Annotated in this window: 12 protein-coding genes; 8 read left to right on the top strand and 4 right to left on the bottom strand. The window is 63.1% G+C overall.

Annotation, left to right across the window (positions count from 1 at the left end; genetic code table 11):
- Window positions 1-48: 48 nt before the first annotated feature.
- Window positions 49-1434, bottom strand: a complete 1386-nt coding sequence (locus BUA36_RS21460) for a sensor histidine kinase (protein WP_072787368.1) — start codon at window positions 1432-1434, stop codon at window positions 49-51.
- The gene (locus BUA36_RS21455; RefSeq protein ID WP_072787367.1) at window positions 1427-2104 is read right to left on the bottom strand and encodes a response regulator transcription factor; all 678 of its coding nucleotides are present in this window, start codon (window positions 2102-2104) and stop codon (window positions 1427-1429) included. Before BUA36_RS21455 ends, BUA36_RS21460 begins: the two co-directional genes overlap by 8 nt.
- 89 nt (window positions 2105-2193) lie before the next feature.
- Between BUA36_RS21455 and BUA36_RS21450 the strand changes: the two genes are divergently transcribed.
- Genes BUA36_RS21450 through BUA36_RS21415 form a run of 8 tightly spaced genes read left to right on the top strand, consistent with a single transcriptional unit; the run spans window position 2194 to window position 11496 of the window.
- Complete coding sequence (locus BUA36_RS21450) at window positions 2194-3366, top strand: efflux RND transporter periplasmic adaptor subunit (protein WP_229255774.1); 1173 nt, start codon at window positions 2194-2196, stop codon at window positions 3364-3366.
- The gene (locus BUA36_RS21445; protein WP_072787366.1) at window positions 3363-6479 is read left to right on the top strand and encodes an efflux RND transporter permease subunit; all 3117 of its coding nucleotides are present in this window, start codon (window positions 3363-3365) and stop codon (window positions 6477-6479) included. The genes BUA36_RS21450 and BUA36_RS21445 overlap by 4 nt, the downstream gene beginning before the upstream one ends.
- Window positions 6476-7978: an efflux transporter outer membrane subunit gene (locus tag BUA36_RS21440; RefSeq protein WP_072787365.1), complete on the top strand. Its 1503-nt coding sequence runs from the start codon at window positions 6476-6478 to the stop codon at window positions 7976-7978. Before BUA36_RS21445 ends, BUA36_RS21440 begins: the two co-directional genes overlap by 4 nt.
- Before the next feature lie 13 nt (window positions 7979-7991).
- Window positions 7992-8381, top strand: a complete 390-nt coding sequence (locus BUA36_RS21435) for a hypothetical protein (RefSeq protein WP_072787364.1) — start codon at window positions 7992-7994, stop codon at window positions 8379-8381.
- A 5-nt stretch (window positions 8382-8386) separates the two neighbouring features.
- Entirely contained in the window at window positions 8387-9145 is a 759-nt protein-coding gene (locus tag BUA36_RS21430) for a MipA/OmpV family protein (protein WP_084560274.1), read from the top strand.
- 21 nt (window positions 9146-9166) lie between these two features.
- The gene (locus BUA36_RS21425) at window positions 9167-9997 is read left to right on the top strand and encodes an alpha/beta hydrolase (RefSeq protein WP_072787362.1); all 831 of its coding nucleotides are present in this window, start codon (window positions 9167-9169) and stop codon (window positions 9995-9997) included.
- Between the two features lie 18 nt (window positions 9998-10015).
- Window positions 10016-10264 (top strand): acyl carrier protein, encoded by a 249-nt coding sequence (locus tag BUA36_RS21420; RefSeq protein ID WP_072787361.1) that lies wholly within the window; start codon window positions 10016-10018, stop codon window positions 10262-10264.
- A complete protein-coding gene (locus BUA36_RS21415) occupies window positions 10261-11496 on the top strand; it encodes a beta-ketoacyl-[acyl-carrier-protein] synthase family protein (RefSeq protein WP_072787360.1) in 1236 nt (411 codons plus the stop codon). The genes BUA36_RS21420 and BUA36_RS21415 overlap by 4 nt, the downstream gene beginning before the upstream one ends.
- On the opposite strand, the gene BUA36_RS21410 is transcribed toward BUA36_RS21415, so the two are convergent.
- Window positions 11493-12893, bottom strand: coding sequence for a sensor histidine kinase (locus BUA36_RS21410; protein WP_208861918.1), 1401 nt, complete (start codon window positions 12891-12893; stop codon window positions 11493-11495). The two genes, BUA36_RS21415 and BUA36_RS21410, sit on opposite strands and share 4 nt — an antisense overlap.
- The gene (locus BUA36_RS21405) at window positions 12886-13572 is read right to left on the bottom strand and encodes a response regulator transcription factor (protein WP_072787536.1); all 687 of its coding nucleotides are present in this window, start codon (window positions 13570-13572) and stop codon (window positions 12886-12888) included. The genes BUA36_RS21410 and BUA36_RS21405 overlap by 8 nt, the downstream gene beginning before the upstream one ends.
- Window positions 13573-13580 lie beyond the last annotated feature (8 nt).

Below are 13580 nucleotides of genomic sequence, written 5' to 3'. Positions count from 1 at the left end.
GTAGAAGTAGTTCTTTGGGCTGGCGTGTTCCCCTCGCCAGCCCTTTTTTTATGTCTGCTGAAACGTGACCTGTACGCGCGTGCCGCGGTTTTCCGGCCCCGAGGCGATGCTCAGTTGCGCGCCGTGGCGGGCCGCGATTTCATACGCGATCGGCAGCCCCAGCCCGCATCCGCCAGCCAGTTCGCTGGTGCTGCCGCGATAAAAGCGTTCCAGCACCAGGCCGCGTTCCTGCTCGGGGATGCCCGGGCCATCATCTTCCACCACCAGTGTGACTGGACTGGCGTTCAGGATCAACGTAACGGTGCCGCCGCTCGACTGATATCGGATGGCGTTGTCGATCAGATTGCCGATCAACTCGCGCAGCAGGTTGCTTTCACCGGTAATCATGACGCCGTCCTCCGGGCCTTCGTAGCCTAGATCGATTTCTTTTTCCAGCGCGGCGTCGGCCCAGCGTTCGACTTCTTCGCGGGCGATGCCGGCCAGGTCGACCGGGGCTAGCTTGAGGTGCTTTTCGGTTTGCTGCTCCGAGCGCATCAGCGTCAGCAACTGTTGTGTCACGTGGTGCAACCGCGTGACCGCCCGGTGCACATCGCCTAGCGCCTGGTCGTGCTTGAGCGGGTCGCGTTCGCGCAGGACGCGCTGGGTCTGGACTTGCAGCGTCGCCAGTGGCGTGCGTAGCTGGTGCGCGGCGTTGGAGATGAAGCGCTTTTGCGAATCCTGTTCTTCGCTGAGTTTTGTAATCAGGCGGTTGATGGCGCTGATGAGCGGTGCGATTTCTGCGGGCATGCTTTCCGTATCGGCCACCGGCGTCAGGTTGTCGGTTTCGTAGGCGCCGAGACGCGCTGCGACGCTGTCCACTTTTCTCAGATTGCGTGTGACTGCCAGCCAGATAAAGGCGGCTGCCAGCACCAGTACGGCGATCTGCAGCGGCGCCCATTGCGAGAAAATCTTGGTGGCTACGCTCTCGCGCTTGTGCATGGTCTCTGCAACCAGGATGCGTACGGTGTCGTTGATGCCGGCCGGCGCCGGGCGGTCTATCGCCACCACGCGCACCGGCTGCGAGTCGATCACCGCATCGTAAAACTGTGGTCTGGAAGGGCGCATGGGCAGCGGCGGCGCTGGCAGGAATGCGTTGCTGAGCAGGTGACCTTGCCGCTCCGACGATGCTTGCCAGTAGATGCGGTCCACCCGGTCCCACTCGAACATCTGGATTGCCGTTGGCGGCAGCACCAGTTGTACCTGCCTGTCGTTTGCCTTGATTTGTGCCGCCAGCGTCATTGCCGAATCCAGCAGCCATTGGTCATGTACCTGATAGCCGACATAGCGGGCAATCAGCACGCCTCCAGCTGCGCCCAAACCCAGCACCGCCAGCAGCGGAACTGCCAGATGGACCAGTAGCTGCCGCCGCAGACTGGATTGCGCGGGTTTATTCATGCGCTGCTTCTTCCAGGCGATAACCCAGGCCGCGCAGGGCGCGTATCAGCGTTTGCGAGTTGGCTTCCGCCAGCTTGCGGCGCAGGCGGCTGATGAAGACTTCAATCATGGCCGGATTTTTTTCATCGGCATGGTCGTAGATGTCGTCGACAAACTGGGTCTTGCTCACCACCCGGCCGGGACGGCGCAGCAGCAGCTTGAGCACCGACGCCTCGGCGGCAGTCAGCGCCAGTTCGCGGCCGTGGATGCTGGCTTGCCGGGTGGCAGGTTCAAACACGATGTCGCAGAACTGGATACGCGATTCCTGCGGTGCGCCGCGCCGCAGCAGGGCGCGGATGCGCGCTTCCAGTTCCGGCAAGGCGAAAGGTTTGGCGAGGTAGTCGTCGCCGCCCGCATCCAGTCCCGACACACGGTCGTCCAGATCGAAGCGGGCTGTCAGGATCAGCACCGGTGTGGTCATGCCCGCCTTGCGCAGACGGCGCAGCACCTCAAGACCATCCATGTCGGGCAGGCCCAGGTCCAGTATCACCAGGTCGTAGCTGGTGCTTTTGCAGGCGTCGATCGCGGCCTGGCCGTCGAAGACCACATCGGTGGCGTAGTCGGACTGCGCCAGGGAACTGCTCAGCCCATGGGCAAGTTCCCGGTCGTCTTCAACAAGTAAAAGTGGCATGGCAAGGTTCAGGCAAGGTTGGCTCGGTACTATCACGCGCAAGAATACTGGCCAGGCGCCGCACCATTGTAACTGACACGGAAAATTGCATGGATATGAAGAGTAGGTCGATTGCCATTGCCGCCCTGGCGCTGGCGGCAGCGGTAGTCATCGCATATGAGCTGTCCCCACACCATCCAGCGCAGGCAGCGACGCAGCCGCCCGCGGGGATGGCCGCACCGTCGAATCCCGACGAACTCCAATACCCCAACGGCGCAGCGCAGCTGGAAATGATACGCGCGCAAGTGATGCCCGCCGTCGCCGTGCCGGCGGGCGACACCCTCAGCGCGCGCGTAGTATATGACGAAGATGTCACCGCCCGTCTGGGCGCGAGCGTGGCTGGGCGGGTGGTGGCGATCAAGGCCGCGCCTGGTGATAAGGTACGTAGCGGTCAGGTACTGGCTGAAATCGATTCCGCCGATTTCGGCGCAGCGCTTGCGGATTTGAGCAAGGCGCAGGCGGATGAAGAACGCAAGCGCCAGGTCTTCGAACGCGCCAGGGATCTGGTGCCGGGCGAGGCGATCGCCAGCAAGGATTGGGAAGCCGCACAGGCCGATTATGCCCAGGCGCGCGCTGAAACGGTGCGCGCCGCACAGCGCGTCAAAAATATCAACCCATACGGAGCGCGCGGACAGGGGCAGCACCTTGCGCTGGCCAGTCCGATGGACGGCGTGGTGGCTGAACGGACGGTAACGCCGGCGCTGGACGTCGGCCCTGGCATGGCCGCGCCGATGTTCGTGGTGACCAATCCCAAGCGACTGTGGCTGCTGATCGACGTGCCGGAATCCATGCTGGCCAGGATCACGCTCGGCTCCGGCGTCGATGTGGAAAGCGATGCCTACCCTGGCGAGCATTTCAAGGCCGCGATTACCCAGCTTGGGCAGACGGTTGACCCCAACACGCGCCGCGTTGTGGTGCGCGCCCGCGTCGACAACCCGGCCGGTAAATTACTGCCGGAGATGTTCGTGCGTAGTACGCTGCTGCATGAACAGGGCAGCGCGGTGCGCGTGCCGAACAGCGCGCTGGTCAATCGTGGCTTGTACAACTATATATTCGTGCAGACCGGGAAGGGCCATTTCCAGCGCCGCCAGGTCAAGATGCTGACCCATGGCGGCGATGCCAGCTATCTGGGCGAAGGCGTGAAAGGTGGAGAAAACATCGTCACCAGCGGCGCCTTGCTGCTGGATGCGGAGATGGGCGCCCGTGCAGGCAGTGCGCCATGATAGACCGTTTGATTGTGTTCGCGCTGCGCCAGCGCGTGTTTGTCATGGTGCTGGTTTGTGCGCTGACCGGGTTTGGCATTTATGCCTTGTCCAACTTGCCGATTGAGGCTTTTCCCGACGTGCAGGATGTGCAGGTGCGCGTGATCTCCCAGCTTGCCGGGCAGGCGCCGGAAGACATGGAACGTACGGTGACCTTGCCGATTGAGCGTGAGGTGGCCGGCATTCCGCACCTGATTAACGTGCGCTCGGTGACCATGACCGGTCTTTCCATCGTCACGCTGACCTTCGATGACGACACGGACAATTATTTTGCGCGCCAGCAGGTGACGGAAAAGCTGTCTACTGTCACGCTGCCGACCGGCGTACAGCCGCAGCTTGCGCCGCTGTCAACCGCCGTCGGCGAGGTGTACCGCTATGCGGTGGAAGGCCCGCGCGGGATGCCGGAAGCGGACATCCGCACCTTGCAGGACTGGACCATCCGTCCCGCGCTGCGCATGACGCCGGGCGTGGCCGATGTGGTCAGCTTTGGCGGCACGATCAAGGAATACCAGATCGAAGCCGACCCTTTCCTGCTGCGTAAATACCAGATCACGCTGGACCAGCTTAGCCAGGCCATCAACAATGGCACGGGCAGCGCCGGCGGTGGCCTGCTTAAACTTGGCGATGCTTCGCTGGTGGTGCGTTCTGCGGGCCTGTTCAAGGATCTGGCCGATATCCGCCAGGTCGTTGTGGCGGCGCGCCAGGGCCGCGCCATCACGGTGGGCGATGTGGCGGCCGTGCGCGAAGGCGAACGGCCACGCTTCGGCATCGTTGCGGCGGATGCACGCGACAGCATTGTTGAAGGCATCGTCTCGATGACCAAGGGCGGCAATCCGTCCAAGATCAATGCGGAGCTCAAGAAGCGCATTGCGCAGCTGAAGAAACGGCTGCCGGAGGGCGTGAAGATCGTGCCGATTTACGACCGTACCGATCTGGTTCACCACACGGTGAAGACGGTGGTGGAAAACCTGGTGACGGGCGCGCTGCTGGTGATCGCCATTCTGGTGGTGTTTTTATCGAGCTGGCGGGCGGCGTTGATCGTTGCAACCGTGATCCCACTGGCGCTGCTGTTCGCCTTCATCCTGATGCATGCACGCGGCGTATCGGCCAACCTGATTTCACTGGGGGCGGTGGACTTCGGCATCATCATCGATAGCGCGGTGGTGATTGTTGAAGCGCTCATGGTGCGTATGGCCGTGATGCCGGTGCAGGAAGCGAATCCTATCGAAGCGCGCATGCATGTGCTACACCGGACCATGAGCGACATGGCGCATCCGGTGCTGTTCTCCAAAGCGATCATCATTCTGGCCTTTGTGCCCATCTTTACCTTTCAGCGTGTCGAAGGGAAGATCTTTACGCCGGTGGCGCTGACGCTGTCCTTTGCCCTGGCTGGCGCGGTGCTGCTGACCTTTACCTTGCTGCCAACCCTGCTGTCGTGGACCACGCAGCGCCGGCCGCTGGTGGAAAAGCACAGCCGCTGGCTGACATGGCTGCAGCAGCGTTATCACCGCTTGCTGGACTGGGCGCTGGGCCGCTCCAAACCGGTGCTGTGGCTATCCATGCTGCCGCTGGTGGTTGCGTTTACGCTGGCGCCGCGCCTGGGCAGTGAATTCATGCCCAAGCTGGACGAGGGCAATATCTGGCTGACCATTACCTTGCCGACGTCGGCTTCGCTGGAAACCACCAAGCAGGTGGAGCGGCTGATGCGCGCCAAGCTGATGGCTTATCCAGAAGTGGCGCACGTCATCAGCCAGGCCGGCCGCCCGGATGATGGCTCCGATCCTAAAGGCCCCAACAATCTGGAGACGCTGGTTGATCTCAAGCCCCGCGCCCAGTGGCGCTTTGCCGACAAGGAGGCGCTGGTGGCCAGCATGTCCAACAGCCTGGCCGCGATTCCCGGTGTGACGACCAATTTCTCGCAGGTGATCCAGGATAACGTGGAGGAGTCGCTGTCCGGCTTCCGTGGCGAGATTGTCGCCAAAATCAGCGGCAACAACCTCGATGTCCTGGAAAGCAAGGCGCAGCAGCTGGTGGATGTGATCCAGGCGATTCCCGGTGCGACCGACGTCGAAGCGACGCATATCGGCGGCCAGAGCGAAGTGGTGGTCACGCCTGACCGTGGCCGGCTGGCGCGCTATGGCATCACCATCGGCGACGTCAACACCCTGGTCAACGAGGCATTGTCGGGCGCCGCTGTGACCAGCTACTACGACCAGGACAAGCGTTTCGACGTGGTGCTGAAGATGAATGAACACAATCGCCAGAGCATCGATGCGATCGGCGAACTGCGACTGGCCGTGCCAGGCACGCAGGTGGGCAATGGCCCGGGCACGGTGGCGCTGCGCGAGGTCGCGGACATCGAGCTGCGTCAGGGCGTGTCGCGCATCCTGCGTGAAACCGGTTCGCGCAGCGTGATCGTCAAAATGAATCTGCTGGGCCGCGACCAGGGCAGCTTTATCGATGAAGCACAGCGCGCGGTCAGTGAGAAGGTGAAGCTGCCGCCTGGTTATGACATCAGCTGGGGCGGTCAGTTTGAAAATTCGCAGCGCGCGGCCAAGCGGCTGGCAGTGATTATTCCGCTGACGATATTGCTGATGTTCTCCCTGTTGTTCTGGGCTTTCCGTTCGGTGCGCCTGGCGGCGCTGGTGCTGGGCATGGTGCCGTTCACCATGATCGGCGGTCTGGCGGGACTGGCGCTGGCGGGGCTGCATCTGTCGGTGTCGGCGGCGGTTGGCTTTATCGCGGTGGCCGGGATCTCGGTGCAGAACGGCGTCATCATGGTGGAGGAAGTCATCCAGCGCGTGCGTGAAGGTGCGACTGTCGGTCTGGCCATCGTGCAGGGCGCCGCGATCCGTCTGCGTCCTATCCTGATGACTGCGCTGATGGCGGGTATGGGCCTGCTGCCGGCTGCGCTGTCGCATGGCATCGGCAGCGAGACGCAACGGCCGTTTGCCTGCGTGATCGTGGGCGGTATCGTTAGCGGCACCATTTTCACCTTGCTGGTGCTGCCGGTTGCACTACGCCTGTTCGGTAACTTCTCTGAGCCAGTTGACGCTGCGCCGTCCAAATCATGAACCGATATTTACCGACGCTGTCCTTTGGGCGTATTGCCCTGGTTTCCCTGCTGGCCGGTTGTGCTGTCGGGCCGGATTACCAGCGCCCGGCGCTGGACCTGCCGCAGTCGTATGCGCAGACAGCGGCTGCGCAGCACTATGCGCTGCAAAAGGATATCCAGAATAACTGGTGGACCTTGTTCCAGTCGCCCGCGCTCAACGCGCTGATCGAACAGGCCTGGGCGGCCAATCCCGGTATCGAGGCTGCCCAGGCGTCCTTGCGCGCGGCGCAGGAAAACGTCTATGCCCAGCAGGGTTACTTCTATCCGACGGTGCAGGCGGGCTATACGCCGTCGCGTACCAAGCTGGCGGGTAATCAGGGGGGCAATTCGCCGGGCGTGCAGGGTAACGGTTCCGTCATCAGCACCACGCAGAACACGCCGGCCAGCGAAGGCGGCACGGCGCCTTTCAACGCGCCGGTGATATACAACTTCCACACCGCGCAGCTTACCGTTGGCTATACGCCGGACGTGTTTGGCGCCAATCGCCGCCAGCTGGAATCGGCCCAGGCGCAGCAGCAGGTACAGCGCTTCCAGCTGGAGGCGGCGTACATCACGCTGGCCTCGAATATCGTGGCGGCGGCGTTTCAGGACGCCTTGTTACGGCGGCAGATCGCGCTGGTGCAGGAAACCATCACTGCCAATCAGAACGCGCTGACACTGGCGCAACGCCAGCTTGGCGCTGGTTATATCTCGCGGCTGGACTTCACCGCGCAGCAAGGTGCGCTGGCGCAATCGCGGCAGCTGTTGCCGCCGCTGCAAAAGCAGTTTGAGCAGAATCGCGATTTGCTGCGCGTACTGGCCGGCATCCGTGCTGACGGGGCGGTGCCAGGTTTTGACTTGAGCACCTTCCAGCTGCCGCAGGATCTGCCGCTTACCTTGCCTTCCCACCTGGTGGAGCAGCGCCCGGACGTGCGCGCCGCCGAGGAGCAACTGCGTTCCGCCAGTGCGGAAGTGGGCATTGCACGTGCGGCGCGCCTGCCGCAGTTCTCGATCTCCGGCTCGGCGGGCGGCACAGCCAGCCAGTTCGGCCAGATGTTCTGGAACAGCGGCAAATTCTTCGAGCTGACCGCCAGTGTGACGCAAAGCCTGTTCGATGGCGGCACGCTCAAGCACCGCGAAGCTGCGGCCAATGAATCGCTGCGCGGCGCTGTCGCCACTTACCGTTCAACGGTGGCCGGTGCGTTCCAGAATGTCGCCGATGTGCTGCATGCGATCGATACCGACGCGGAAGCGCTGCGCTCGGCCGCGGATGCCAGCGCGGTGGCCAGGGCAGCACTGGAGCTGACTGAACGCCAGCACGCCAAAGGCTATCAGGACCGCCTGGCGCTGATCGCCGCCGAACAGAATGTCCGCCAGGCCGGCATCACGCTGGCGCAGGCACAGGCCAGCCAGTTGGGCGACACCGCCGCTTTGTTCCAGGCGCTCGGCGGCGGCTGGTGGAACAGGAATGAACGTTAGAGAGGAAGACATCATGCGTAAGCTACTCATCAGCATTCTGCCCGCCGTCATTGGCGTGGCGCTCCTGCCGGGTTGCGCAAGCAAGTCGCAGCAAGCCTCTGCGGTCGACTGGGACCATGGCGCCAAACATGGCTGGGTGGTGGCGCGCTACGCGCCGGGCGCCAGCGGCAGCGCGCTGCCGCCATGCCTGGCCAGCCTGCCGGAAACGGAGTATGTGAAGCACCGCTACGCCAAACTGCGCTACCGCCAGGGCCATCATACGCACGACGTGGTCGCCGAGCTGCCGCCTGGCTTGCCGTTGAATGATGGCCAGCCGGTGGAACTGTGGCCGGCGGATTGCGCGGCCGGACAGCTGGCCCATATCAGTCGTATACTGGCGGCCACTGCGCAAGCCAACGACTGAAGAATATGACGACACTGCTTCCCCATCTGCGCCGCATCGCGGTGCATCTTAGCCTATGGATGCTGGTGGCGCCACCGCTGCATGCGCAGCAGGGCGACACCGCGCCAGACCTGCGCCTGATTGGCGATATCGGCGCTGGCGTCAACGCCGCGCCGACGGCGGCAAGCGCGCAATCGAATGGCGTCAAGCCCATTCCTTATTTGAATTTCGACTATGGCCCGGTATTTGCCCGCATCGATACTTTTGGCGTGAAACTGACGCCCATGGGGGCCGGCAGTGTGGAGCTGCTCACGCGCGTGCTATCGGACGGCTACACCCCGCGCAACGCCGCTGCCGGCACGGCGCATCGTGCAGACTCGTTGCCACTCGGCGTGGGGACTTTGCAGGTGACGCCGGTGGGGGCGTTGATGGCCAATTTTTACCACGACCTCGGCAAGTCCAAAGGCAATCTGATCGACTTGATGTATGCTGCTGAGCTTCCGCTGGGCGGGCTCACACTGTATCCTCAGGTCGGTATCGAACACCGGTCTGCGGCATATGTCCGTTATTACAATGGTGATGATAGTGCTAATTCGTTGTACCGGGCGGGTGCATCCAACAATACTTTTGCAGCAGTTTTCGCCGAAATGCACCTAAGTGGTCCCTGGTATGCGAATATAAACGTCCGCAGGACCTGGCTTGGAAAAACAATACAAAATAGTCCTCGGGTGCAGCGCACCACGCTGGACACCAGCTTAGTATCACTAAGCTACCGTTTCAACTGAAAAAACCAAAACGGGATAGAGATGAAAACAATCACACTGCCGGGCGGCGATCATGCTGTCCTGGCGCTGCATGGCTTGCTGGGTAACCCGCTTGAAATGCAGTATCTGGGCAAGCGCTTGCAGAAGGCCGGTTACACGGTCGTCATTCCGCTGATCCCAGGCTACGGTTATGCCACCGGGGCAGGGCAGTCGTACCGCACCACGAATTACCAGCACTGGTACGAGGAAGTCGTACGTCATTTTGATGAGCTGAAGGCCAGGCATAAAACCGTCTCGGTGACCGGCTTGTGCATCGGCGCGGTGCTGGCGCTGCGGCTGGCGATGGAACGCGGCGACGAAATCGCCGCGCTGTCGCTGTTGTCTACCACGCTGGCCTATGACGGCTGGAGCCTGCCGTGGTACCGCTTCCTGCTGCCGCTGGCGTACTACACGCCGGCGCGCTATCTGTACGCCTACCACGAACGTCATCCGTTTGGCCTGAAAAACGAAAACCTGCAGCGCTGGATTGCGCGTGAAATGAAGGTGAGCGGTTCGTCGGCGGCGGGCGCCTCGCGGCTGTCCGCCGAGGGCATTTTCCAGGCGCACCGTCTGATTAAAGAGGTGCGGCGCGGCCTGCCGCAGGTGCGTACGCCTGCCTTGATCATCCACGCGGAAGAAGATGATGTCGCCAGCACGCGCAGTGCGGATCTGGTTGAATCCAGCATCAGCTCTACCTCGCGTCGCAAGATCATCCTGCATGACAGCTATCACATCATTACACTGGATAATGAAAAAGAGATCGTGGCGGATGAAACCGTCGCGTTTATCGATAGCCATGCACAGGCATTTAATCACCATCTGAAAACCGCTTAAGCGAAACACTTATATATCATGACCACTTCACTGCCGACCGTTATCAACCTGCTGGCCAAGAGCCTGGATATTCCGCCTGAATCGATTACCGGCGACACCGAGCTGGAAACGCTGGGCGCAGATTCCTTGACGGTGATCGAGGTGATTTTTGACCTCGAAGAACAATTCAACATCCAGGTCGGCGACGAGCGTCCTGACCTCAAGACCGTGCAGGACATCGCCGACCAGGTCGACCGCCGCGTCGCCGCCAAAGCAGAGGCGCCATGAGCAATCGCCGTGTCGTGATCACCGGGCTGGGCGCCATTTCGGCGCTAGGTGTCGGCGCAGAACGCAATTTCCAGCAAGCCTTGCAAGGCCAGAGCGGCATCCACCTGCTGGAGCTGCCCGGCAACCACCAGCGCGCCGGCATCCCGGCGGCGCAAATCCGTTTTCCCCTGCCTGAGCTCATCAAGTCATCCGAGCATGCGCTGTTCGACCGCCACGCCCTGCTGGGCTGGTCGGCCGCCAGCGAGGCGCTGCAGCAGTCCGGCGTGACGGTTGGCGATGAGCTGTCGGAGCAGAGCGGCGTATTCTGGGGCACCGGCATGGGCGGCGCCTCGACGGTGGAAGCAGGTTATGTGGACCTGTTCGTCGAAGGCAAATCGCGCGTGCGTCCGATGTCGGTGGTCGCCGCCATGAACAACGCGGCAGCGTCGCAGATTGCCTTGCGTTGCCAGTTCAAAGGTTCGGTCAACAACTACAGCAATGCTTGCGTGTCATCGGCACAGGCCATCGGTGAAGCGTATCGCCACATCCATCACGGCTATGCGGAACGCGTGCTGGCGGGCGGCTCGGAAGCGCTGCTGAGCTATGGCGTGGTCAGCGCCTGGGAAGCGTTGCGCGTGCTGGCTGCGGCGGATGCGGGCGACATCGCCCGTTCGTGCCGGCCGTTCTCGGAAAAACGCACGGGCCTGGTGCTGGGCGAGGCGTCGGCTGCGGTGATGCTGGAGTCGCTGGAATCGGCACAGCGCCGTGGCGCGACCATTCTGGCGGAACTGGTGGGCTATGGCGCCAGCAATGACTCCACCCACATCACCAAGCCGGACGCGGATGGCCAGGCCCGCGCGATGGGCATGGCGCTGCGTCACGCAGGCCTGGACGCCGCGCAAATCGGTTACATCAACGCCCACGGCGCCGGTACGGCTGCGGGCGACCTGACCGAGACCCAATCCATCCGCCAGGCTTTCGGCGCCGCCGCCGACAAGCTGATGGTCAGCTCCACCAAATCCGTCCACGGCCACACGCTGGGCGCGGCGGGCGCACTGGAATTCGTCATGACGGTGCAGGCGCTTGCCAGCGGTTCGATTCCGCCGACCGCCTTCCTCGACCAGCGCGATGCGCAGTGCGACCTGGACTATGTGCCACTGCAGGCCCGTCATGGCCAGGCGATGGAAGCTGCCATGTCAAACTCCTTCGCGTTTGGTGGCAGCAATGTGGCGCTGATCGTTCAACGCTACTAGGCAGCCCCCGGCGGCAGGCGCATGCTGAACAGGGCGCCGCCGCCTGCCTGATTGGCCACTTCCAGCCGGCCGCCATGGGCCTTCATGATTGCCTGCGATAGCGCCAGGCCCAATCCAAAACCCTCCACATCCCCGGCACGCGGGCGCGAACCGCGGAAGAAGCGGTCGAACACGAAGGGCATTTCCGCTTCATCCAGGCCGGAACCCTGATCGGCGATCGCCAGCAGCGCGCCTTCTTCATCTGCCTTGAGGCTGATGGTAATGCGGCTGCCTTGCGGCGAAAACTTGATCGCGTTGTCCAGCAGGTTGCGCAGCACCAGCCCAAGCGGCCCCAGGTCCACCTTCGGCGTCGTGGCCAGCTGATTGACCAGCACCAGCGAGATCCGGCGTTCATCGGCGACCGGCTGCATGCGTTGCATGGTGTCTGTCGCGAGCTGTTCCAGCGTCCCCAGTTCGGTTGGTGCGCGTTCCTGGCCAGCGTCGATACGGGCCAGCATCAGCAGCTCTTCTACCAGCATGGTCAGGCGTTCCACTTCGTCCAGACAGGAGCGCAGGGCGCCGACGTAGGAGTCGGTATCGCGCGGCCGGCGCAAGGTAATCTCGATCTCCGCGCGCAGCCGCGACAGCGGCGAGCGCAGTTCGTGCGAGGCATCCGCGGTAAAGCGGCGCTGCACTTCAAACGCCTGCTCGATCCGTTCCAGCATGGCGTTGAGCGTATCCACCAGGTGGCTGATCTCATCTTCGCCGCCAGGGTGGGGCAGGCGCTGGTGCAGATTGCTGTCGCCGATCTGGTGCGCCTGGTCGACGATGTTTTCGATGGCGACAAACAGCTTGCTGGACAGGCGCGCACCGGCCCAGCCGACCGCCGCCAGCAAGGCCATCGCCATCGCCGCGAACAGCGATGCCGCGGATTGCAGAATATGGTTGGCGTCGTCCAGCGAGCCCGCCACCTGTACCGCGTAACGCTGGCCCGGTCCGCGCGAAGGCAGGGACACCATGCGCAGCGGCTCTTCGCTGGTATCGGGCAGGGTGTCGAACACCGTTTCGCCAGCCGTTAGCCGCGCCAGCAGCGCTGGTGGCGCCGGCAGTTTTTCCGAGCCGAGGTTGGCGCTGCGGGCCAGTATCCGGCCATCGGCATCGATGATCTGCACCAGGCGGTCCAGCCGCGTCAGCGACGGCGGCGCGCTGCCGCTGGCGGCTTCATGGATGCGTACCGGTGCGCCGTTACCATCGGCCAGCATGGCCAGTTCGGTTTCCGCCAGCGCCAATAATGCCGCGTCGAGCTGGCGATTGACGGATTGCGACAACACCCACCATCCGGCGGCGGCAGTCGCGCCGATCGCGGCCAGCACGGCCAGCAGGTGGACCAGCACCAGTCGGCGGCGCAGACTAAGCACCGTCATGCTCCGGCAGCGCCAGACAGAAGCCGCGTCCGCGCACGGTGGCGATCAGCGCCGCCTGGCCAGGCGCGTCAACTTTGCGGCGCAGGTTTTTGATGTGGACGTCCATCAGGTTGTCGATGGCAATCAGGTCCGCGTGCCAGACGTGTTCCGCCAGCTGCTGACGGCTGACGACCGCGCCCGTATGTTGCATGAACAGTTCGAGGATGGCGTATTCCTTGGGCGTCAGATCCAGTTTGGCGCCTGCCCGTGTGACGGCGCGGCTGCGCAGATCGAGCAGCAGGTCGGCCACCTGCAACGCGGCCGGCGGCTGCACGCGTTCCACCCGGCGCAGCAGCGCGCGCACCCGCGCCAGCAGTTCATCGAAGACGAAAGGCTTGGTCAGGTAATCGTCGGCGCCCGTATTCAGGCCGGTGATGCGGTCGGCGACGGCGTCGCGCGCCGTCAGCATCAGCACCGGCAAAGTCTGGCCGTCTGCGCGCCATTCGGTGCACACGGTGACGCCGTCCTTCCCCGGCATCATCCAGTCGAGGATGGCCATGTCGAACCGCGAGAGCGCGTGATGGCTGGCTTCCTCCGCCGAATGGGCGACCGTCACCGCGTAGCCTTCTTCTTCCAGGCCACGTGCCAGCAGGCGGGCTGCCTTGTGATCGTCTTCTACCAACAGGATGTGCATGATCGAGA

Origin of the sequence: Duganella sacchari (assembly GCF_900143065.1) — a bacterium.
Lineage (GTDB): Bacteria > Pseudomonadota > Gammaproteobacteria > Burkholderiales > Burkholderiaceae_D > Rugamonas > Rugamonas sacchari.
The sequence above is the reverse complement of the archived record's forward strand: the minus strand, read 5'-3'. Positions and strand labels throughout refer to the sequence as shown.